The following is a 20295-nucleotide window of genomic DNA, read 5'->3' on the forward strand; positions in this document are numbered from 1 at the left end:
ACCGGGGCCGGCGGGCCTGGGCGATCAACCGCGGCCGGGCGGGCCTAGGCGATCACTGCGGCCAGCGGTGCCAGCTCGGGCTGCTCGGCCGCCTCCGCCAGCACCTCCTTCAGCACGGTGTCGTGCGTCGGGCCCGCCGCGGTCAGCAGGTCACGGCCGTCGGGGGTGACCTCGGAGTAGATGCCGCGCCGGTCGTCCTCGCACAGGTAGCGCTTGAGCAGGCCGCGCTTCTCCAGCCGGGTGACCAGCCGGGTCGTGGCGCTCTGGCTGAGCACGACCGCGCGGGCGAGCTGCTGCATGCGCATGTGCCAGCCGTCCTGGCGGGCCAGGGCGTCGAGCACCGTGTACTCGCTCACGCTCAGGCCGTGCGCCTTCTGCAGCGCCTTCTCCAGCCTGTCCTCGATCTTCGCGTGCAGGGCGGCGAGGGTGCGCCACCCCTGGGCACGCGCCTCCACGGCGTCGTCGGCCAGAGGCATGTGAACCCCCTCCTCGTGCTCGTGTCAACGATTAGCAAGCGCCTGCAAATGATGCCTACGCCGTCTAACGTCGCATGAGCCCCATTCTATGCCGCCCTGCCGACGGGGCCCGCATCGCCCGAAGGCGATCACAGGGCCGACGCGAGACTGTCGCGTCGGCCCTGTGATGTGCTTCAGCTCCGGTCGAAGAGCTCTTCTGCGGCCTCGACGGTGAGAGCCTTGTCGATCCAGCTCTCGAGAAGGCCGAGGTCGGTGCACTGACCGATCCGGTCGGCCGCTTCCTCCGGCACCGTGATGCCTCGTGCCTCCAGGATCCGCAGGATCGCCTTGGCCTCGCCCTTGGCCTCTCCCTTGGCCTCTCCCTTGGCTTCACCGAGGGCCTCGCCTTCGGCTAGGCCTTCGGCTAGGCCTTCGGCCTTGCTCTCGGCGACCCACTGGCGGACCCACTTGCTCTTAGGCTCGCGTGTTCCCATGGCCATAGTGAACTCCAGGAATTTGTTGACGGCGACCTCGGGCAGCATTGCGAGAACGAGGTCAACGTAGATTTCATGCTCTCTGGGCAGATGCTCCAGAGAGTCGACGAAGGTTTGCAGGATCTTGAGGCCCTCCTCGCCCTCGTTGCCGTGCACGATGGCCGAGAGCGTGGCGAGCTCCGGTTCGGCGATGGCCTGGAGGAGGTCGGTGACCTTGGGGATCTGGTCAGGTCCGATCACGATCGGATGGAGTGTCCAACCGGGGTGCCCCATGTCGATGGCCCGCGCGCACTTGCGCGCCTCCTTGCGGTCTGGGCAGAAGACCAGCAGCAGGCACGGGCCCTTGATGCGGGCACGTAGCGTGGCCAGGTAGACGGGCCAGGACCAGGCCTTCTCCTCCCGGTACCGCCGCTGCACCTCCACGACGACCCCTGCCAGCGGCTTTCCGTCATTGAGGACGACGACCGCGTCGGCCCGGAACTCGGTCGGCTGGCAGGCGGTGAAGTCCGGACTCTCCAGCCGGGCCTCATTGAATCGGGGGACCGGCACGCCCGCCTCGGTCAGCAAGGTGGCGACGAGGGAGGGGCGTTGCCGGACGAGTTCCAGGAGGAACTCATGTTCCAATGTCGGCGACATGCGAACACGTTACCGAACGCAGTCGTTCCATTACTTTAGGTTGAGGGTTTGTCCGCTTTCGTGGGCGAGGAGCCATTCCTTGACGGGGACGCCGTAGTAGTAGCCGCCGTAGCCGCCCGTGCTGGGCAGGACGCGGTGGCAGGGGACGAAGGGGGCGATGAGGTTCTGGGCGCAGGCGGAGCCGGCGGCGCGGGCGGCGGTACGGGGGAGGCCGGCGGCCTGGGCCAGCTCGGCGTACGAGACCGTCGTCCCCGCGCGGACCTCGCGCAGCGCTTCGTGCAGGCGCTTGCGGGTGGGGGAGCCGGGCTGCGAGACCGGGACGGCGTCCAGGGCGTCGAGGTCGCCGTCGAAGTAGGCCCGGACGGCTTCGGCGGGGGCGCCGAGGTCGTCCACCACGTCGAGACCCTCCGCCTGCAGGGCCGGGGTGAGGCGGACGAACATCTCCGCCGGGTCGGCCGTGAAGCCGCCCGCGACGAGGACGCCCTCGCGGGTGAGCAGCGACAGCGAGCCGATCGGCGTCGGCAGGACCTGGGCAGTGATCATGAAGAGCTCCAGAGGTGCAGGGCGGCGTAGGCCCGCCAGGGCCGCCACCGTTCGATGTGGTCGTCGGGGATGCCCAGGGCGGCCATGCGCTTGTTCAGCACGAGGTCGCCCGTGGGCCAGGCGTCGGGGTCGCGCAGCGCGCGCAGCGCGATGTAGCTGGCGGTCCAGGGGCCGATGCCGGGCACCTTCAGCAGCCAGGACCCGGCCTCGGCCGGGTCCTGGCCGCCGTCGAGGTCGATGTCGCCGTCGGCGACCCGGCCTGCCAGGTCGGCGAGGGTGGCGATCCTGCGGTTGGTCAGGCCGAGGCCCGTCAGGTCGGCCTCCCGCAGCTCGGCCGCGGTGGGGAAGAGCGGGCCGCCGGTCCTGGCGACGATGCGGCCGAGCAGAGTACGGGCTCCGGCTACCGAGATCTGCTGGCCGACCACCGCGCGTACGGCCAGCTCGAAGCCGTCGAACGTGCCCGGCACCCGCAGTCCGGGCCGGGCCTCGACGAGCGGGGCCAGCGAGGTCTGGCCGAGCGCCTCGGCGATGGCGTCGGGGTCGGCGTCCAGGTCGAGCAGGCGGCGGCAGCGGGCGACGATGCGGGCGAGCTGCCGGGTGTCGGCCAGGGCCACGTCGAGCGCGATGTGGTCCGGCCGGGGGGTGAGCGTGATCGTCCCGCCCGGCACGGCCCTGGAGTACGACTCCGGGCCCGCGACCTCAAGGCCGGGGATGGCGCGGGAGGTCAGGAACCCGAACACGCCCGCCACGTCGTACGGCTCGCGGCGGTGCAGCCGCAGCCTCAGCGTGACCGGCCCGGCGGCCGCGGGCTCGGGCGGCGCCGCCGGACGCCCGGCCGTGGCGCGCAGCTCGCTGGGCGTGAAGCCGTACGTCTCCCGCATCGTGGCGTTGAACTGCCGCACGCTGCCGAACCCGGCGGCGAACGCCACCTCGGTGACCGGCAGCCCGGTCTCCGTCAGCAGCTGCTTGGCCAGCAGGAGCCGCTTGGTGCGGGCCACGGCCAGCGGCCCGACGCCCAGCTCGGCCACGAACAGCCGGTGCAGGTGGCGTTCGGTGATGTGCAGCCGCCGGGCCAGCCCGGCCACGCCGCGCTCGTCGGCGGCTCCGTCGTCGATCAGCCGCAGGGCCCGGCCGATGAGGTCGCCGCGCAGGTCCCAGCCGGGATCGCCGGGCGACAGCTCGGGACGGCAGCGTTTGCACGGCCGGAACCCGGCCGCCTCGGCCGAGGCCGCGTGCCGGTAGAAGCGCACGTTCCTGGAGGAGGGGGTACGCGCCGGGCAGATCGGCCGGCAGTAGATGCGCGTGGTAGTCACCGCGGTGTAGAAGCGCCCGTCGAACCGGGAGTCCCTGGCGGAGACCGCCCGGTAACAGGAGTCGAAGTCGAGCTCTAGGGGTGACATGCCCCCGAGACTATGCGCGGGCCGCGGGTGCCGACCGGCGGAAATCGGACCTCACCATGAAAACGCAGGTCAGCAGGTCAGTACGGTCGATCGGCGGTATTCGGACCTGATCGGCGAAGGGCTGAGAAGTGGATCGGCAGCCAGCTCACGGCCATGAGCAGCGCGCCCGCCCAGAGCGGTGCGCGCACCCCCCACACCTCGCCGAGCAGCCCGGCCAGCAGCCCGCCGAGGCCGACCGCGCCCATCAGCAGCAGCCGCATGGTGGCCGTCATCCGGCCGAGCAGGTGGTCCGGCGTGACCCGCTGCCGCATGCTGACCAGCAGCACGTTGTTCACCCCGGTACGGAACGTCAGCACGAACCACGCCGCCGCCGCGGCCCACAACCACGGCCCGGCGTCGAGGAGCGGGATCACCAGCGCGGCCGGGGCGGTGGCCAGGCTGACCAGCCACACCGCGCGGCCCGTGCCGAAGCGCCGGCCGAGCAGATGGGCCGACGACGACCCGGCGAGCACACCGAGCCCGCCCACCGCCAGGTACGCCCCGAACACCCACTCCGGATAGCCGAGCCGCCCGACGATGAGCACCGGCAGCAGGACCGAGCAGAGCGGGAACGCCAGGTTCGCCATCGTGCCCTGGACCAGGGCCGCGACCAGCACCCGGTTGCCGAGGATGAACCGCACGCCCTCCGCGATCCGGGCCCGCAGGGACTCCGCGGCCTCCGGCGAGCCGTCCCCGGGGATTGCCGGTTCGGGGACGCCGCGCAGCCAGGCCGCCGACCACAGGTAGCTCAGCGCGTCCAGCAGCACGGCCAGCGGCGCGCCCACGACCTGGGCCAGCACCCCGGCGAGGCTGCGTCCGGCGACGTCCATGCCCGCGGCCGTGCCCACCAGCAGCGAGTTGGCCGACGTCAGCCGCTCGCGCCCGACCAGCCCCGGCACGATGCTCATGGACGCCACGTCGAACAGCAGCGACCCGGCCCCCACGAGCACCGTCACCACGTAGAGCTGCGCCATGGACAACGCCCCGGCCCACCAGGCCGCCGGCACCGACAGCAGCGCCACGGCCCGTGCGGCGTCCATCGCGATCATCAGGCGGCGCCGCCGGACGCGGTCCACCCACGCCCCGGCGGGCAGCCCGATCACCAGGGCCGTGAGCGTGGCGAGCGCCGAGAGCAGCCCGACCTCGCCCGCGCCCGCCCCGAGGGCGGTCACGGCGAGCAGGGGGAGGGCGACGTAGGTGATCTGGCTGCCGAGCTGGCTGACCGCGCCGGCGACGAACAGGTTGCGGAACGCGCGAAGCCGCAGAAGCGGAGCTTCCATCAAGGTTGCTGACATGTCGGCAGGATGCTGAAATGTCGGGCAAGGCCGCTATCGATTAAGTGACAAGCAAATTCAATGACCCTCGACCTGACGTTCACCGCCCACGACCTCGCCAACATCCGCTTCGCCGTCTCCCCGCTCGGCGAGGTCGTCGCCAGCGCGCGCGTGGTGAAGAACCCGGCCGCGCACCCGCTCCTGCGTCCCTGGGCCGACCAGGTGCGCCGCCGCCTCCAGGACGTGGACTGGCGGCTGCTGTCGGACCTGGTCCCGGTGCCCACCGTCTCGATCGCGGGCTTCACCTGCACCCCGCCCTCGACGTCCATGCCGGACCTGGAGCTGGAACTCGCCACGATGCGGGGCGCGGCCGCCCGGGTCCGTACGGATCTGGACCACATCGGCGGTCCCCGGACGAAACGGGTGCAGGCCCTCTACGACGACCCGGAGCAGGGCCTCGAACGCCTGGCCACTGAGGTGGCCGGTTACTGGGAGGCGGCGATGGCGCCGTACTGGCCGCGGATCAGGTCGCTGCTGGAGGGCGAGATCCTGCACCGCGCCCGGCTGCTGGCCGAGGGCGGCGCCCAGCGCATGCTGGCCGACCTCGACGACACCGTCACCTGGGACGACGGCACGCTGCGGCTGGAGCACCGGTACGTTTCCGGCCGCCGGTCACTGAGAGGGCTCGGGCTGCTGCTGGTGCCGTGCGTGTTCGCCTGGCCACGGGTCCTGTCGGTCACGACGCCGCCGTACCAGCCGACCGTGCGCTACGCGCCGCGCGGCATCGCGACGCTCTGGGAGCGCCGCGAGGTGGACCCGCCCGAGGCGCTGGCCGCCGTGCTCGGCAGGACGCGCGCCCGGCTGCTGGCCGAGCTGGACCAGCCCGCCTCGACGCGCGACCTCGCCCAGCGCGCCGGGCTCTCCGAGCCCGGCGTCAACCAGCACCTGACGGCGCTGCGCAAGGCCGGCCTGTGCACCGCGCACCGCACCGGCCGGTACGTGCTCTACGCCCGGACGGCGGTCGCCGAGACGCTGCTCTACTTGGAGGAGACCCCCACCCCCAGGTCGAACTCCCGGTAGACGCGCGCCCAGAACCCGTCGCGCAGCCAGACCCGGGCCTCCGGGTAGGGCCGCAGCGAGTGCCCGAGCTCCTTCTCCGCCTCGATCAGCAGCTCGGTGTCGATCACCGTCGGCAGGATCGGGCCGGGCAGCAGGTCGCGGATGTTGTCGCGGCCGCGGGTGAGTATCCACTTCTGGGCGACGTGCTCGCCGACGTCCTCCACGCGCGGACGGCTGGGCCCCAGCTTGGCGACCTGGCCGGGCTTGGCGTGCGGCTTGACCGGCGCGCGCCCGGCGAACACCTGGGCGGGCGAGGGAGCCGTGACGGGCGGGGTGACGGCGACCGGCTGCGGAGCGCGACTGAAAAACGGTCTCAGGAAATCGGCGGAGATCACTTCCACCGTGTCGGACTCCCACACCAGGCGCTCGGCCTGGTTGGTGCCGTAGGGCGGCTCGACGCCCCACAGGTGGATGCGCACGCCGTAAGCCTGCGCCGCCTCGACCGCCGGAACCATGTCCTCATCGCCCGCCAGCAGGATCGTGTCGGTCACCGCGTGATGCCGGGCGAGCGCCTCCAGGTCGCTCCTGATCTGCGCGTCGACGCCCTTCTGCTGGCCTCGGGCGTTGAGGTTGCCGAGGCGCACCTTGACCCACGGAAGCTGGGCGATGACACGCTGATCGACGGTCGGCACACGGTCGCGGGCGGCGTCATACCAATAGATCCGCAGAAGTTCGCCGGAAATACGTTCCTCTGCATGTTTCTGTAGACTCTGGATGAGCTCATCGGCGGCCACCCGATATTCCTTGCGTTCCTTCGCGCCGAGCAGCACCTCACCTGCCGCAGCGTAGAGATAACCGACATCCACTAGGACGGCGTACTTGGCTGCCACAGGATGCGGCATGAGGTCTGGGATGGCCATGTCGTCCTCCAGGCCGCGGTGTTAGTTGATCGGCTGACTATATACGCCTACTTTCTCTAGATAGTCCCAACTCCCGGGGAACTTGACACCCGATTCCCGGGATCTATCTAGGGTAGTGCGCTCATCCGCCAAGCCGCCTTCCCCGGCAGGCCAGGGTTACGCATACCTCTGGCGGGGTTTCGCCATGTTTGTCTACGGGGTCTCTCGGGTTCGGCGTACGAGCTCCGCCGCGTGGCGAGCACGGCCACCACGGCCGCGATCTCCTCGGGCGTGGCGTCGCCGCGGACTATGCGCAGGTAGTCGCTCATAGAGGAATGTTCCCATGCTTCTTCGGCGGCAGCGAGGCTCTCTTGTTACGCAACGCGCGAAGTGCCCGGACAACTTGCGGCCGGGTTTCGGACGGCCGAATCACCGAGTCCACATAGCCGCGTTCGGCCGCGATGTACGGATTGGCCAAAGTGTCCTCGTACTCGGTGACGAGCCGGGCGCGCTCGGCGTCGGGGTCGTCGGAGGCCGCCAGTTCGCGCCGGTAGAGGATGTTGACCGCGCCCTGCGCGCCCATGACCGCGATCTGGGCGGTGGGCCAGGCGAGGTTGACGTCCGCGCCGAGGTGCTTGGAGCCCATGACGTCGTACGCGCCGCCGTAGGCCTTGCGGGTGATGACCGTGACCAGCGGGACCGTGGCCTCGGCGTAGGCGTACAGGAGCTTGGCGCCGCGGCGGATGATTCCGTTCCATTCCTGATCGGTGCCGGGGAGGAATCCTGGTACATCAACAAAAGTCAGGATCGGAATATTAAAGGCATCACAAGTTCGAATAAATCTGGCGGCCTTCTCGGAGGCGTCGATATCCAGACATCCGGCGAAATGCATCGGTTGGTTGGCGACGACCCCGACCGGCTGGCCGTCCACGCGGCCGTAGCCGACCACGATGTTCGGCGCGAACAGCGCGTGGACCTCCAGGAACTCCCCGTCGTCGAGCACGTGCTCGATCACCTGGTGCATGTCGTACGGCTGGTTGGGGGAGTCGGGGATCACCAGGTCGAGCTCGGGGTCGGGCGCCAGGTCGGCGGCGGCGGCGAAGGCCGGTGGCTCGTCCAGGTTGTTGGAGGGCAGGTAGGACAGCAGCGCCTTGACGTAGTCGAGGGCGTCCTCCTCGTCGGCGGCCTGGTAGTGGGCCACACCCGACTTGGTGTTGTGCGCGCGGGCCCCGCCCAGCTCCTCGAACGTGACCTCCTCGCCGGTCACCGTCTTGATCACGTCAGGGCCCGTGATGAACATGTGGGACGTCTGGTCCACCATCACCACGAAGTCGGTCAGGGCGGGCGAGTAGACGTGTCCGCCGGCCGCGGCGCCCATGATGAGGGAGATCTGCGGGATCACGCCGGAGGCGTGCACGTTCCGCTTGAAGATCTCCGCGTAGAGGCCGAGCGCGACCACGCCCTCCTGGATGCGCGCGCCGCCGCCCTCGTTGATGCCGATGATCGGGCAGCCGGTCTTGAGCGCCAGGTCGATCACCTTGACGATCTTCTCGCCGTACACCTCGCCGAGGGAGCCGCCGAAGACCGTGACGTCCTGGGAGAACACGCAGACCTGACGGCCGTCGATCGTGCCGTGGCCGGTGATGACGCCGTCGCCGTACGGACGCCGCTTCTCCAGCCCGAACATCGTGGACCGGTGGCGGGCGAACTCGTCGAACTCCACGAACGAGCCCTCGTCGAGCAGCGCGAGCACCCGCTCGCGCGCGGTCATCTTGCCCTTGGCGTGCTGTTTGTCCACCGCCGACGACGAGCCGGCGTGCACGGCCTCGTCGAGTCTTCGCTCCAGGTCGGCGATCTTGCCCGCGGTGGTGTGGATGTCCGGCATCTCCGGCATGGGATCGGCGGCTGCGCTCATGCGCGTTAGGCTAACCCGTCCTCCTAGAGTGGATCCATGACGGATGCGGTTCGCTCCCACGGCCTGTACAAGCGCTACGGCGCGCAGGTCGCGGTGGCCGGGGTCGACCTCGTGGTCCCGGCGGGCAGCTTCGCGGGCCTGGTCGGTCCCAACGGGGCCGGCAAGACCACCACGCTGAGCATGATCACGGGCCTGCTGCGGCCCGACGGCGGCCAGGCCGCGATCGACGGGTTCGACGTCTGGCGCGACCCGGTCGCCGTCAAGGCGCGCATCGGCGTGCTGCCCGAGGGGCTGCGGCTGTTCGAGCGGCTGTCGGGCCGCGAGCTGCTGCTCTACAACGGCCGGCTGCGCGGCATCCCCAAGGCCGACGTCGAGCAGCGCGCGGGCGAGCTGCTCGACGTCATGGACCTGACCGGGGCCGCCGACAAGCTCGTCGTCGACTACTCCACCGGCATGCGCAAGAAGATCGGGCTGGCCGCCGCGCTGCTGCACAACCCGTCCGTGCTCTTCCTCGACGAGCCGTTCGAGGGGGTCGACCCGGTCAGCTCCAACACCCTGACCGAGGTGCTGCGGCGTTTCACCGCCTCCGGCTCGACGGTCATCTTCTCCAGCCACGTCATGGACCTCGTCGAGCGGCTGTGCGACTGGGTGTCGGTGATGAGCGGCGGCCACATCGTCGCCCAGGGGCCGCTGGAGCAGGTGCGCGGCGGCTCCAGCCTCAACGAGGCGTTCATGCGGCTGGTCGGCGGCGGCTCCCGCGCCCACGGCGAGGCAGGGCTGAGCTGGCTCGGCGCCCGCCCCGGCAACCAGCCCCCGACCGTGCCCCCTGCCATGCCCCCGACCGCACCCCCGACCGTGCCCCCTGCCATGCCCCCGACCGTGCCTCCGGCCGCCGCCGCGCCCCAGGACACGCCGTGAGCGCCGCAGGGAAGGCGCCGGGGAGCCCCGCCGGGGCCGTCCCGGACAGAGCCGCCGGGGCGTCCGCCGTCACGGGGTCGCCCATGGCGACGGCCGCGCTGTTCGCGCGGCTCAAACTGCGCCTGATGGCCGGCAACCTGCGCGGCGACGTGCAGCGCAAGCTCGGCTTCGTCTTCACCCTGCTCGCCGCGGCCGGCCTGGCCGTGCTCGGGTTCCTGCTGATGAGCCTGCTCAGGCTGGCGCCCTCCGACGTCGCCGCCGAGCTGGTGATCGTCGCGTTCGCGCTCTTCCTGGTGAGCTGGATGATCGTGCCGCTGCTGGCGTTCGGGCTCGACGACACGCTCGACCCGGCGCGGCTGTCGCTGTTCCCGCTGCGTACGCGCGAGCTGGCCGTCGGGCTGTTCACCGCGTCCGCGACGGGCGCGTGGCCGCTGGCGATGCTGATCGTCACGGCCGGCGCGCTGGTCGGGCTGCCCACGGGCATCGGCGGCGTGCTGCTCGGCGTGCCCGCGGTGCTGCTGCAGTTCGCGCTCTGCGTGGTCACCTCGCGGCTGATCACCACCGCGCTGTCCGGGGCGCTGCGCAGCCGGCGCGGGCGTGACGTGCTGGCCGTGGCCGCCCTGTTCGTGGTGCTGCTGGCGCAGCTGCCCAACCTGCTGATGAACCGCGGCCTCGGCGACCCCGCCGCGATCCTCCACCGGCTGGCCGGCGTCCTGCGCTGGACGCCGCCGGGCATGGCCGCGCACGCCATGGCCGACGGCGGCCTGGTCGGCGTGGCGGAGCTGGCCGCCGTCGCGGTGCTGGTCGTGGTGGTCGCCTGGCTGTGGATCAAGGCGCTCGGCCGGGCCCTGGTCTCGCCGGACGCCTCGACGCAGGCGGCCTCCGTCCGCCGGGAGCGCGGCCTGGCCGACCGGCTCCTGCCCGACGGGCCGCTGGCGGCCGTGGTGACCAAGGAGCTGAAGTACATCAGGCGGGAGCCGAGGTTCCGCGTGGGCTGGTTCTCGTCGGTCGTGGTGACCGTCGTCCTGGCGTTCTCGCTGAACAACAGCACCGAAGGACAGGCGGGGGCGGTGCTGCCGGTGCTGATCACCGGCATGGGCGCGCTGATGATCTCGTTGCAGTCGGGCAACGCGTTCGGCATCGACGGGCGTTCCCTGTGGATGAACGCCGTGGCCTTCGGCTCGGAGGAGGACCTGCGCCGTGACCTGGCGGGCCGCCACCTGGCCAACATCCTGGTCGCCGCGCCGCTGCTGCTGCTCGTGGCGGTCGCGGCGGCGTTCCTCACCGGCAGCCAGGACGCCGTCGTGCCGGCGTTCCTGACCGGGCTGGGCGCCCTCGGCGTCGGGCTCGGGGTCGGCTCGGTGACCAGCGTGACGATCCCGTACACGCTGCCCGAGCGGATGAACGCCTTCAGCGGCGCCGCGCCCGGCCAGGGCGGTCAGGCGTTCGCGTCGTCGATCGGGGCGATGCTCGGGATCGCGCTGATGTCGCTGCCGATCGTGCTGCCGCTGGCGTTCGGGCTGATGTGGGTGTCGGTGCTCGCGCCCTTCTACGGCCTGCTGATCGAGGTGCTCGGCAGACGCCTCGCCGGCAAGATCGGCTTCCCCCGCCTCCCGGAGCTCCTGGCAGCCGTCTCGAAGGCGAGCTGACTGGCCTCACTCCGTGAGGCCGGCTCGGTCGCCGGATGCCGCCACCTTCCCCCGCTCTGGTCGCTGCGCTCCCGCCGCTCCTCCAGGTGACGGCGCTCCCTCGCGGTGGTCTAGTCCAATGGGCGAGACCGCCATGCGGTCGCCGAAAGTGAGTCGATACCCTTCGAAGCATGATTGACCAGGGGCTCGAGCGTCGTAGTGCCGCCGTGACCGAGATGCCTGACGAGCTGCGCCACGACGTGCGCATGCTCGGCAAGCTGCTCGGCCAGGTGATCGCCGAACAAGGTGGCGAAGACCTGCTGGCCGACGTCGAACGGTTGCGCAAAGCCGTCATCGCGGCGCGCAGAGGCGAGATTTCCGCCGACGAGATCACCGAAATGGTCGCCGGATGGGAGATCGAGCGGGCGGTCGCGGTCGCCCGCGCGTTCACCTGCTACTTCCACCTGGCGAACCTGGCCGAGGAGCACTACCGGATCCGCACGCTGCGCGAGCGCGACGCCGAGGGGAGGGTGCAGCGGGAGTCGCTGGCGCAGGCCGTCCACGAGCTCGGCGAGGAGCGCGTGAGCGAGCTGTTGCAGGGGCTGGAGCTGCACCCGGTGCTGACCGCGCACCCCACCGAGGCGCGCAGGCGCGCGGTCGTCACCGCCATCCAGCGCATCAGCGGTCAGCTCACCGAGTACAACGCGCCCGGGCGCGGCGCGTCCGAGCGCGCCGAGAGCAGGCGCCGCCTGCTGGAGGAGATCGACCTGCTGTGGCGGACGGCCCAGCTGCGCTCCACCAAGCTCGACCCGCTCGACGAGGTGCGCACCGCCATGGCCGCCTTCGACGAGACGCTGTTCCGCATGGTGCCCCAGGTCTACCGCTCGCTCGACGCGGCGCTCGACGCGGGCACCGGCACCCGTCCGCCGCTGGCCAGGCCCTTCATCCGCTACGGAAGCTGGATCGGCGGCGACCGCGACGGCAACCCCAACGTCACCGCCAAGGTCACCCGCGACACGATCCAGATCCAGTCCGAGCACGTGCTGACCGCCCTGGAGACGGCCTGCACGCGCATCGCCCGCACGCTGACCGCCTCCGCCCAGTTCTCGCCCTGCTCGGCCGAGCTGAAGGGCGCGCTGGCCGCGGCCGTCGACGCGCATCCCGAGCTGGTCTCCGAGCTGGCCACCCGCTCGCCGCGCGAGCCGCACCGCCAGTGGCTGCTGTACGTGGCCGCCCGCATCGCCGCCACCCGCCGCCGCGACCTCGACCTCGCCTACCGGGCGCCCGCCGAGCTGCTGGCCGACCTGCGGCTGGTGCAGGAGTCGCTGGCGAGCAGCGCGCCGCGGCAGGCGTACGGGGAGCTGCAGCACCTCGTCTGGCAGGTCGAGACGTTCGGCTTCCACCTGGCCGAGCTGGAGGTGCGCCAGCACTCCCAGGTGCACGCGGCGGCCCTGGAGGAGATCAGGGCCGGCGGCGAGCTGTCGGAGCGCACCGAGGAGGTGCTGGCCACGATCCGGGTGATCGCCTGGATCCAGGAGCGGTTCGGCGTCACGGCCTGCTCCCGCTACGTGGTCTCCTTCACCCGTTCGGCCGACGACATCGCGGCCGTCTACGAGCTGGCCGGGCACGCCCTGGGCGACCGGGCGCCGGTGCTCGACGTGGTGCCGCTGTTCGAGTCCGGCCAGGACCTGGCGAACTCGCCGCGCGTGCTGAGCGGCATGCTGGAGATCCCGCAGATCCAGGACCGCCTGGCCGCGACCGGCCGGCGCATGGAGATCATGCTCGGCTACTCCGACTCGGCCAAGGAGCTGGGCCCGGCGGCCGCCACCCTCCGCCTCTACGAGGCGCAGGAGGAGCTGACCGTGTGGGCCCACGAGCACGACGTCAAGCTGCGCATGTTCCACGGCCGAGGCGGCGCGCTCGGCCGCGGCGGCGGCCCGGCCAACCGGGCGGTGCTGGCGCAGGCGCCCGGCTCGGTCGCGGGCCGCTTCAAGGTCACCGAGCAGGGCGAGGTCATCTTCGCTCGTTACGGGCACATCGCCATCGCCCGCCGCCATCTGGAGCAGGTCACCAACGCCGTGCTGCTGGCCTCCTCGCCCACGGTCGGCGCCCGTACGGCGGCCGCCGCCGAGCGGTTCCGCGGCCTGGCCCAGCAGGTGGCCACGGCCTCGGAGGAGGCCTACCGGGCGCTCACCGAGGCCCCCGGGTTCCCCGAGTGGTTCGCGCTGGTCAGCCCGCTGGAGGAGATCGGCTCGCTGCGGCTCGGCTCCCGTCCGGCCCGCCGCGGCCTTGGGGCGCCGCGCTCGCTGGACGACCTGCGGGCCATCCCGTGGGTGTTCGCCTGGGCCCAGACCCGCGTCAACCTGCCCGGCTGGTACGGCCTGGGCACCGGCCTGGCCGCCGTCGGCTCCCTCGACGAGCTGCGCGCGGCCTACGCCGAATGGCCGCTGTTCAACGCGATGCTGGACAACGCCGAGATGTCGCTGGCCAAGACCGACCGGTCGATCGCCAAGCGCTACCTGGCGCTCGGCGGCCGCGACGACTTCGCCCGCCAGGTGCTGGAGGAGTACGACCGCACCCGCGAGCTGGTGCTGCGGGTGACCGGCCACACGCGGCTGCTGGAGAACCGCAAGGTGCTCTCGCGGGCCGTGCAGCTGCGCGACCCGTACGTCGACGCGCTGTCGCACCTGCAGCTGCGGGCGCTGCGCGCAATGCGCACCGAGGACCTGTCGGAGCAGGAGCGGGAGCGGCTGTCCACGTTGCTGCTGCTGTCGGTCAACGGCGTGGCCGCCGGCCTGCAGAACACGGGCTGAACACGCGCGGACGGCCCGGCGGGGGGCCGGGCCGTCCGAAGTGCGCGGAATCAGCGCAGGCTGTCGAAGAAGGCCGTGATGTCGGAGGTGAGCGCCTCCGTGGCGCTGTGAGCGGTGTAGTGGCCGTGGGCGGGGGCGGGCAGGGTCTTCCACGAGACGATGCCGTGGTGGTCGCGCTCGGCGAAGCGGCGGATCGACGTGAAGTCGCCCTCGGCCATGGCCAGCGCGGTCGGGGTGGTCGTCGGCTCCTGCGGCTGCTCCATGCGGGCGTTCTCCCAGTAGAGCCGCAGAGCCGAGCCGGCGGTGCCGGTGAACCAGTGGATCGAGGCGTTGGTCAGCACGAAGTCGTCGTCCAGGTCCTCGTCGAAGAGCTGGGCGAGCCAGCCGACGAGCCCGGCGGGGGAGTCGGCGAGGGCGTGCGCGAGCGTCTGCGGCTGCTGCGACTGCAGGACGTTGAACGCGCCCTTCTCCTTCCAGAACCAGTCGAGCACGGCCAGCCCGGCCTGGTCCTCCTCGCTCAGGTCGGCGAACTCGGCGGGGTCGCCGGAGGGGAAGGAGAACAGCTGGGTGACGTGCACGCCGACGACGTGCTCGGCGTCGATCCGGCCCAGCTCGGGGGAGATCATCGAGCCGCCGTCGTTGCCGACGGCGCCGTAGCGCTCGTAGCCGAGGCGGGCCATCAGCTCGGCCCACGCCCCGGCGATGCGCCGGTTGTTCCAGCCGAGCTCCTTGGTCGGGCCGGAGAAGCCGAAGCCGGGCAGCGACGGGACGACCACGTGGAAGTGGCGCGACAGCGGCTCGATCGCGTCGAGGTACTCGGCGACGGTGCCGGGCCAGCCGTGGGTGAGGATCAGCGGCAGGGCGTCGGGGTTGTCGGAGCGTACGTGGATGAAGTGGATGTTCTGCCCGTCGATCTCCGTGGTGAACTGCGGGTAGGCGTTGAGCCTGGCCTCCTGGGCGCGCCAGTCGAAGCCGGACTGCCAGTGGGCCACCAGGCGCTTGACCCGCTCGACGCCCACGCCCTGGTCGGCGCCCGGGATCTCGTCGGCGAAGCGGGTCAGCGCGAGCCGGGCCCGCAGGTCGTCGAGGTCGGCCTGGGAGATCTCGATGCGGAACGGGCGGATGCTCATGAGGGGTCCTCTCGACCGAAGCAGCGGAACGGCTTGTTCTGTTCCAACTATAGCAGAACGGAACGCTTCATTCCACGATCTTCACAAGGCGGCTCCAAGTGACTTCCAAGGATCACTGAGCAGCATGGGGGCTTTGACGAGCGCAGAAAGGGACCCCCTCATGAAAAGGACAGCCTTGCTGCTGGGCGCGGTGATGCTCGGCAGCCTGCTGGCCGCTCCTCCGGCCCTGGCCGCCGCCGCCCCGGCGACCTCGGTGACCCGGGTCAGGGCCGTTCCCGCCGGTCAGGCGGGCGAGTGCCCCACGACCGTGGCCTTCTCCGCCACCGTGGCCGCCAAGGGCAAGGGCACCGTGCGGTACCGCTGGGTACGCGGTGACCGCAGCAAGAGCGCCATCAGGAGCTTCCGCGTCAACGGCGCGCGCAAGGTCGTCGTGAGGGACCGTCAGACCTTCGACCGCGACACGACCGGCTGGCAGGCCGTCGAGGTGCTCGGCCGGCGCGGCCTGTCGGCCAAGGCCCGCTTCCGCGTCGCCTGCGCCGGAGCCCCGCAGCGGTACGACGTGGTCAACCCGCTGCCCGCCCAGCCGGACAAACCGCTTGAGGCGGCCGCGAGCGTGCAGGCGAGCCCGCCCCGCCAGGACGGCCACTGCCCGGCCACCGTGACGTTCACCGCGACCATCCAGGTCTCGCGCACCCCCGCCAAGGTCGGCTACCAGTGGATCGACAGCGCCACGGGCGAGGGCGCGGTGGAGTCGCTGTACTTCGCCGCCGGCGCCCCGCGCAGCAGGCAGGTCACGCTGCCGCTGTCCGTGGGCACCTCCACCGCGGGCTGGAAGTCGGTACGGATCCTCAACGCCGGCGGGCACGACTCCGCGCGGGCGTCGTACGAGGTGACCTGCCGCGCCACGCCGGGCCCCAAGCCCACCACGACGCCCACCAGCACGCCCACCCCGACGCCGACGACCTCCCCGACGCCGAAGCCGACCACGACCACGGAGCCCCCGGCGCAGCAGCCGCAGGCGGCGATCAGCGCCCTGACGCCCGGCGACTACGAGGGCTACTGCGACGAGCCCATCGCCTACCAGGCCACCGGCCGCATCACCCTCCCGGCAGGCCCGGCCGCCAGCGTCGGCTACTGGTGGACCCTCGACGGCACCGAGTGGCAGCACCAGACCGTCAGCTTCCCGGCCGGCACCCAGCCCAGGTCGCAGGACGTCACCGCCGCCTGGAGCCTCGACCAGTCGAAGACCGGCTCCCACAAGCTGGCCCTGACCACCCAGCCCGCCGCGGCCCAGGCCGCCGAGCGCACGTTCGCCCTGTCCTGCACGACCGACCCCGACCCCGCCAAGCTGGCCATCCCCTACATGCTGACGCCCGTCTACCAGGGCGACTGCACCGGCTCCATCGGCATGCGGGCCGACGCCCGGATCACCACCGACCGCCAGGCCGAGGTCCGCTACCGCGTCGTCGTGGACGGCAAGCCCGGCCCGGTCAGGACGCAGGAGGCCAAGCCCGACAGGGCCCAGATGATCGGCGACCTGTTCTACATCTCCCCGAAGGCCAGCGGAAGCGGTGTGATCCGCATCGAAGTGCTGAACCACAACAAGCTGGTCAGGGAGAGGCCGTACACGGTGACCTGCGTGCCGGTGGACCCGTCGCCGGGCACGGTGCGGATCAGCGAGTTCCGGCCGGTCCACTACTTCGGCGACTGCGCCGAGGCCCCGTACGTGACCGCCCACGGCGCCTTCCGCGCCGCGCCGGACACTGAGATCACCTGGCGCTGGGTCATCGACGGCAAGCCCACGGAGCCGGCCACGTACAAGACCAACTCCGGCGGTCTGCTCCAGGTGCAGGCGGCCAACTGGCACCGGGACACGAAGACCTCCGGCGTGGTCCGGCTGGAGGTGCTGAACCACAACAAGCCGGCCATCGAAGGCACCTATCCGGTGACCTGCGAATAAGCCTCACAAGGCAACTAGGACGTGACGACGCGCTCCTGCCCGGCGTAGACGTTGCAGCGCTCGCCGCGCAGGAACCCCACCAGCGTCAACCCGAACTCCCTGGCCAGATCGACGGCCAGGGACGAGGGCGCCGACACCGCGCAGACCGCCGGGACGCCGGCCGCCAGCGCCTTCTGCATGATCTCGTAGCTGGCCCTGCCGCTGACCATGAGCACGTGCTCGGCCAGCGGCAGCCGGTCCGCCAGCGCCGCCCAGCCGACCAGCTTGTCCACGGCGTTGTGCCGGCCGACGTCCTCGCGCAACGCCAGCAGCGTGCCCGTCGCCGAGAACAGGCCCGCCGCGTGCAGCCCGCCGGTCTTGCCGAACACGCCCTGGGCCGCGCGCAGCGCGCCCGGAAGGCCGTAGAGGACCTCGGGGGTGAGTTCGAGGGAGCCCCTGGGGATCGGCTTGCACCGGCCGTGCAGCGCGTCGAGGCCGGCCGAGCCGCAGACGCCGCACGCGCTGGAGGTGAGGAAGTGCCGGTCGAGCGCGGGCAGGTCGGGCACCGGGCCGTGCAGGCGGACGGTGACGGTGTTGTAGCGGGCCTCGGGCGGCAGGTCGTCGTCCGTGCAGTACGCGATGGCCGCGATGTCGTCCGGCCCGGCCAGCCCCTCGCCGCTCAGGAACCCGGCGGCCAGCTCGAAGTCGTGCCCCGGGGTGCGCATGGTGATGGCGACCGTCTTGCGGGCGCCGTCGCCGCCGGTGAGGCGGATCTCCAGCGGCTCCTCCGTGGCCAGGTCGTCGCGCCGGTCGCGGGCCCCGGAGCCGGCCAGCTCCCGGACGCGGACGCGGGTGGTGGGCCCGGGACGCGCCTTCACAGCGGCCGCACGGTGACGAGCGCGTTGTAGTCGGGGATGCGCGCCTGTGGCGAACGCCGGGCCTCGTCGAGCAGGACGTTCCCCTCCGGCCAGTGGATCTGCAGGTTGCCCGGCATCAGCGGGGCCCGCAGCACCTTGCCCTGGTAGGAGCGCTCGCCCGCGCGCAGCTCGACCGGCGCGCCGTCGGCCAGCCCGAGCCGGTCGGCGTCGTACGGGCTCATCAGCACGGCCTCGCGCGCCGCGCCGTTGAAGCCGTCGAGCCGCTCGTGGACCATGCTGTTGAACTGCTTGCCGCGCCTGGTCGCGACCTTGAACGTGCCGTCGGGGCGCTCAAGGGCGGGCGGCTCGACCACGGAGAAGACGGCCAGCCCGTCGGGCGTCTGGAAACGGCCGTCGGCGAAGAGGTGGCGGCCGCCGTACTGGACGTTGTCCCCGAACTTCCGCAACCCCGAGATGCCCTGGTAGAACGGCACGACCTGCTCGATCTCCGCACGGATCTGCGGAGTGCCGGTGAACCGCACATGGTCGGCTATCTCCGGACGGGTACGGGCGGCCAGCTCGGCGAAGATCTTCCACTCCGGCCACGCCTCGCCCACGCGCGGCCCCTCGACCTCGGGCGAGAAGATGATCCGCCGCTCGGTGGAGGTCTCGGTCACGCCGCCGACCATCTCGTAACGCGTCTGGGCCGGCAGCAGCAGCACGTCGCCCTCGCCCGGCACGAGCATCTGCGAGGACAGCACGATGTCGATGTGCACCCGCAGCCCCAGCCTGGACAGCGCCTCCCGGCAGTAAGCGGGGTCGGGCAGCACCTCCAGGAAGTTGCCACCGGAGGAGACGAGCGCGTCGAGCTCGCCCCGGTGGGCCGCGTCGATCATGTCGGTCGCGGTCAGCCCGGCCGTGTCGGGCACCTGGAAGCCCCACAGGTCGGTGAACTTGGCGGCGTTGGCGGACGTGATCGGCAGGCCGCCGGGGAAGCCGGTCGCGTACGCGCCCATCTCGGCCCCGCCCTGCACCCCGCTGTGCCCCCGGATCGGCATCAGCCCGCACTTGTCGCGCCCGAGGAAGCCGCGCGCGAGCGCCAGGTTGACGATCGCCCGGACGTTGTCCTCCCCGTAGGAGTGCTGGGTGATGCCCATCGACCAGACCAGCACCGCCGAGCGCGCCCGCCCGAGCAGCTCGGCCAGCCGGAACATCTGCTCCTTGGTCGCCCCCGAGAGCGCTTCGAGCTCGGCCCACGACTGGGCCTCGACGGCCTTGCGCGCCTCCTCGAACCCGGACGTGCGCCCGGTCACGAACGCCTTGTCCACCCAGTCGTTCTCGATGAGGTGCTTGAGGACGCCGTTGAGGAAGCCGATGTCGCCGCCGACGTTCACGCCGAAGAACTCGTCGGTGATCTTCGTGCCGAACAGCGCGGACTCGGCGTTGGAGGGCACCCAGTACTTGTCCATGCCCGGCTCGCGGTAGGCGTTGACCATGGCGATCCGGGTGCCGGCCTTCTTGGCGTGGTAGAGGTACTTCATCGCGACCGGCTGGTTGTTCGACGGGTTCGAGCCGATGAAGACGATCAGGTCCGAGCCGATCCAGTCGGTGTAGGAGCAGGTCGTGGCCGCCGCGCCGATGGTCTGCTTGAGGGCGACCGTCGAGGGCGAGTGGCAGATGCGGGCGGCGTTGTCGACGTTGTTGGTGCCGAGCGCCCGCACCGCCTTCTGCGCCGAGTAGTAGTTCTCGTTGGGCACCCCGCGGCTGGTCAGGTACGTGCCGAAGCGCGCGCCGCGCAGCCGTTCGGCCGCCACCCGCAGCGCCTCGTCCCACGTGACGCGGGTGAAGCCGGGCTCGCCGGCCCGCCGCAACATCGGGTACGGCAGCCGCCCCAGCTCCCGCAGCTCCGCGCTCTTGCGCCCGGCCAGCCCCGAGACGTCGCGCAGCAGCGACACGTCGAGCGCGGGCATGGTGTTGAGCGGCAGCAGGCGCAACCTGATGTTGCACAGGTGGATCTCGTCCATCGTCCAGTCGCGCATGCCGTGCGTGCCGAGCGCGCAGCCGTCGCAGGTGCCCTGGTTGAGTATGCGCCAGGCGTAACGCCTGTTGCCCTTGACCGACCTGAACGCCTTCCACAGCTCCAGGTAGTTGTTCGGCTTGCGCAACCCGAGGCCGAAGGGCCGCCACGATGCCCAGTTGCGAGGGTCAGGACGTCTGCTCATCCCCCCATCTTTACCCCTCATGCGGACTTCGAGACCAGCCGGTGCGGTGCGACGACCTCGGCGCGGGTTCGGCC

Annotated in this window: 16 protein-coding genes; 5 read left to right on the top strand and 11 right to left on the bottom strand. The window is 71.5% G+C overall.

The genetic code is table 11. From position 1 onward, the window contains the following. Positions 1-44: 44 nt before the first annotated feature. From ACIBQ6_RS40520 to ACIBQ6_RS40540, 5 genes are all read right to left on the bottom strand, one after another. The gene (locus ACIBQ6_RS40520) at positions 45-476 is read right to left on the bottom strand and encodes a MarR family transcriptional regulator (protein ID WP_352361855.1); all 432 of its coding nucleotides are present in this window, start codon (positions 474-476) and stop codon (positions 45-47) included. Between the two features lie 173 nt (positions 477-649). Beyond that, positions 650-1585: a hypothetical protein gene (locus ACIBQ6_RS40525; RefSeq protein ID WP_397218422.1), complete on the bottom strand. Its 936-nt coding sequence runs from the start codon at positions 1583-1585 to the stop codon at positions 650-652. 30 nt (positions 1586-1615) lie between these two features. Next, complete coding sequence (locus ACIBQ6_RS40530; protein ID WP_397218423.1) at positions 1616-2128, bottom strand: methylated-DNA--[protein]-cysteine S-methyltransferase; 513 nt, start codon at positions 2126-2128, stop codon at positions 1616-1618. Next, positions 2125-3528 (bottom strand): AlkA N-terminal domain-containing protein, encoded by a 1404-nt coding sequence (locus ACIBQ6_RS40535; RefSeq protein ID WP_397218424.1) that lies wholly within the window; start codon positions 3526-3528, stop codon positions 2125-2127. Before ACIBQ6_RS40535 ends, ACIBQ6_RS40530 begins: the two co-directional genes overlap by 4 nt. A gap of 77 nt (positions 3529-3605) precedes the next feature. Continuing rightward, positions 3606-4847, bottom strand: coding sequence for an MFS transporter (locus ACIBQ6_RS40540; protein ID WP_397218425.1), 1242 nt, complete (start codon positions 4845-4847; stop codon positions 3606-3608). 75 nt (positions 4848-4922) lie between these two features. On the opposite strand from ACIBQ6_RS40540, the gene ACIBQ6_RS40545 reads away from it, so the two are divergent. Continuing rightward, positions 4923-5921, top strand: coding sequence for a DUF5937 family protein (locus tag ACIBQ6_RS40545; RefSeq protein ID WP_358282539.1), 999 nt, complete (start codon positions 4923-4925; stop codon positions 5919-5921). On the opposite strand, the gene ACIBQ6_RS40550 is transcribed toward ACIBQ6_RS40545, so the two are convergent. The 3 genes from ACIBQ6_RS40550 to ACIBQ6_RS40560 all read right to left on the bottom strand — a co-directional run bounded on the left by ACIBQ6_RS40550 (position 5879) and on the right by ACIBQ6_RS40560 (position 8714). Further along, positions 5879-6820 carry an NYN domain-containing protein gene (locus ACIBQ6_RS40550; protein WP_352361843.1) on the bottom strand — a complete coding sequence of 314 codons (942 nt, stop codon included), beginning with the start codon at positions 6818-6820 and terminating at the stop codon, positions 5879-5881. The genes ACIBQ6_RS40545 and ACIBQ6_RS40550 overlap by 43 nt on opposite strands. Before the next feature lie 107 nt (positions 6821-6927). Next, positions 6928-7128 (bottom strand): acyl-CoA carboxylase subunit epsilon, encoded by a 201-nt coding sequence (locus tag ACIBQ6_RS40555; protein WP_397218426.1) that lies wholly within the window; start codon positions 7126-7128, stop codon positions 6928-6930. After that, a complete protein-coding gene (locus ACIBQ6_RS40560) occupies positions 7125-8714 on the bottom strand; it encodes an acyl-CoA carboxylase subunit beta (RefSeq protein ID WP_358282541.1) in 1590 nt (529 codons plus the stop codon). The genes ACIBQ6_RS40555 and ACIBQ6_RS40560 overlap by 4 nt, the downstream gene beginning before the upstream one ends. Positions 8715-8750: 36 nt before the next feature. On the opposite strand from ACIBQ6_RS40560, the gene ACIBQ6_RS40565 reads away from it, so the two are divergent. The 3 genes from ACIBQ6_RS40565 to ACIBQ6_RS40575 all read left to right on the top strand — a co-directional run bounded on the left by ACIBQ6_RS40565 (position 8751) and on the right by ACIBQ6_RS40575 (position 14073). Beyond that, a complete protein-coding gene (locus tag ACIBQ6_RS40565; RefSeq protein WP_397218427.1) occupies positions 8751-9632 on the top strand; it encodes an ABC transporter ATP-binding protein in 882 nt (293 codons plus the stop codon). Further along, positions 9629-11281: a hypothetical protein gene (locus ACIBQ6_RS40570; protein WP_397218428.1), complete on the top strand. Its 1653-nt coding sequence runs from the start codon at positions 9629-9631 to the stop codon at positions 11279-11281. Before ACIBQ6_RS40565 ends, ACIBQ6_RS40570 begins: the two co-directional genes overlap by 4 nt. Positions 11282-11496: 215 nt before the next feature. Continuing rightward, positions 11497-14073, top strand: coding sequence for a phosphoenolpyruvate carboxylase (locus tag ACIBQ6_RS40575; protein ID WP_358283900.1), 2577 nt, complete (start codon positions 11497-11499; stop codon positions 14071-14073). Between the two features lie 50 nt (positions 14074-14123). Here the strand turns inward: ACIBQ6_RS40575 and ACIBQ6_RS40580 are convergent, their stop codons facing one another. Then, positions 14124-15203 carry an epoxide hydrolase family protein gene (locus tag ACIBQ6_RS40580; protein WP_358282546.1) on the bottom strand — a complete coding sequence of 360 codons (1080 nt, stop codon included), beginning with the start codon at positions 15201-15203 and terminating at the stop codon, positions 14124-14126. Positions 15204-15363: 160 nt separating this feature from the next. On the opposite strand from ACIBQ6_RS40580, the gene ACIBQ6_RS40585 reads away from it, so the two are divergent. Continuing rightward, a complete protein-coding gene (locus ACIBQ6_RS40585; protein ID WP_397218429.1) occupies positions 15364-17163 on the top strand; it encodes a hypothetical protein in 1800 nt (599 codons plus the stop codon). A gap of 14 nt (positions 17164-17177) precedes the next feature. Here ACIBQ6_RS40585 and fdhD read toward each other — a convergent pair whose 3' ends face one another. After that, a complete protein-coding gene (fdhD, locus tag ACIBQ6_RS40590) occupies positions 17178-18020 on the bottom strand; it encodes a formate dehydrogenase accessory sulfurtransferase FdhD (protein WP_397218430.1) in 843 nt (280 codons plus the stop codon). Continuing rightward, positions 18017-20221, bottom strand: a complete 2205-nt coding sequence (locus tag ACIBQ6_RS40595; protein WP_397218431.1) for an FdhF/YdeP family oxidoreductase — start codon at positions 20219-20221, stop codon at positions 18017-18019. The genes fdhD and ACIBQ6_RS40595 overlap by 4 nt, the downstream gene beginning before the upstream one ends. Positions 20222-20295 lie beyond the last annotated feature (74 nt).

It is taken from the genome of Nonomuraea sp. NPDC049655 (assembly GCF_044465465.1).
Classification (GTDB): domain Bacteria; phylum Actinomycetota; class Actinomycetes; order Streptosporangiales; family Streptosporangiaceae; genus Nonomuraea.

Coding starts and splice junctions, on each gene's coding strand:
- ACIBQ6_RS40560 (WP_358282541.1), bottom strand. CDS start 8,714: ATGAGCGCAGCCGCCGATCCCATGCCGGAGATGCCGGACATCCACACC.
- ACIBQ6_RS40525 (WP_397218422.1), bottom strand. CDS start 1,585: ATGTCGCCGACATTGGAACATGAGTTCCTCCTGGAACTCGTCCGGCAA.
- ACIBQ6_RS40540 (WP_397218425.1), bottom strand. CDS start 4,847: ATGGAAGCTCCGCTTCTGCGGCTTCGCGCGTTCCGCAACCTGTTCGTC.
- ACIBQ6_RS40530 (WP_397218423.1), bottom strand. CDS start 2,128: ATGATCACTGCCCAGGTCCTGCCGACGCCGATCGGCTCGCTGTCGCTG.
- ACIBQ6_RS40545 (WP_358282539.1), top strand. CDS start 4,923: ATGACCCTCGACCTGACGTTCACCGCCCACGACCTCGCCAACATCCGC.
- ACIBQ6_RS40585 (WP_397218429.1), top strand. CDS start 15,364: ATGAAAAGGACAGCCTTGCTGCTGGGCGCGGTGATGCTCGGCAGCCTG.
- ACIBQ6_RS40565 (WP_397218427.1), top strand. CDS start 8,751: ATGACGGATGCGGTTCGCTCCCACGGCCTGTACAAGCGCTACGGCGCG.
- ACIBQ6_RS40535 (WP_397218424.1), bottom strand. CDS start 3,528: ATGTCACCCCTAGAGCTCGACTTCGACTCCTGTTACCGGGCGGTCTCC.
- ACIBQ6_RS40550 (WP_352361843.1), bottom strand. CDS start 6,820: ATGGCCATCCCAGACCTCATGCCGCATCCTGTGGCAGCCAAGTACGCC.
- ACIBQ6_RS40580 (WP_358282546.1), bottom strand. CDS start 15,203: ATGAGCATCCGCCCGTTCCGCATCGAGATCTCCCAGGCCGACCTCGAC.
- ACIBQ6_RS40575 (WP_358283900.1), top strand. CDS start 11,497: ATGCCTGACGAGCTGCGCCACGACGTGCGCATGCTCGGCAAGCTGCTC.
- ACIBQ6_RS40555 (WP_397218426.1), bottom strand. CDS start 7,128: ATGAGCGACTACCTGCGCATAGTCCGCGGCGACGCCACGCCCGAGGAG.
- ACIBQ6_RS40520 (WP_352361855.1), bottom strand. CDS start 476: ATGCCTCTGGCCGACGACGCCGTGGAGGCGCGTGCCCAGGGGTGGCGC.
- ACIBQ6_RS40595 (WP_397218431.1), bottom strand. CDS start 20,221: ATGAGCAGACGTCCTGACCCTCGCAACTGGGCATCGTGGCGGCCCTTC.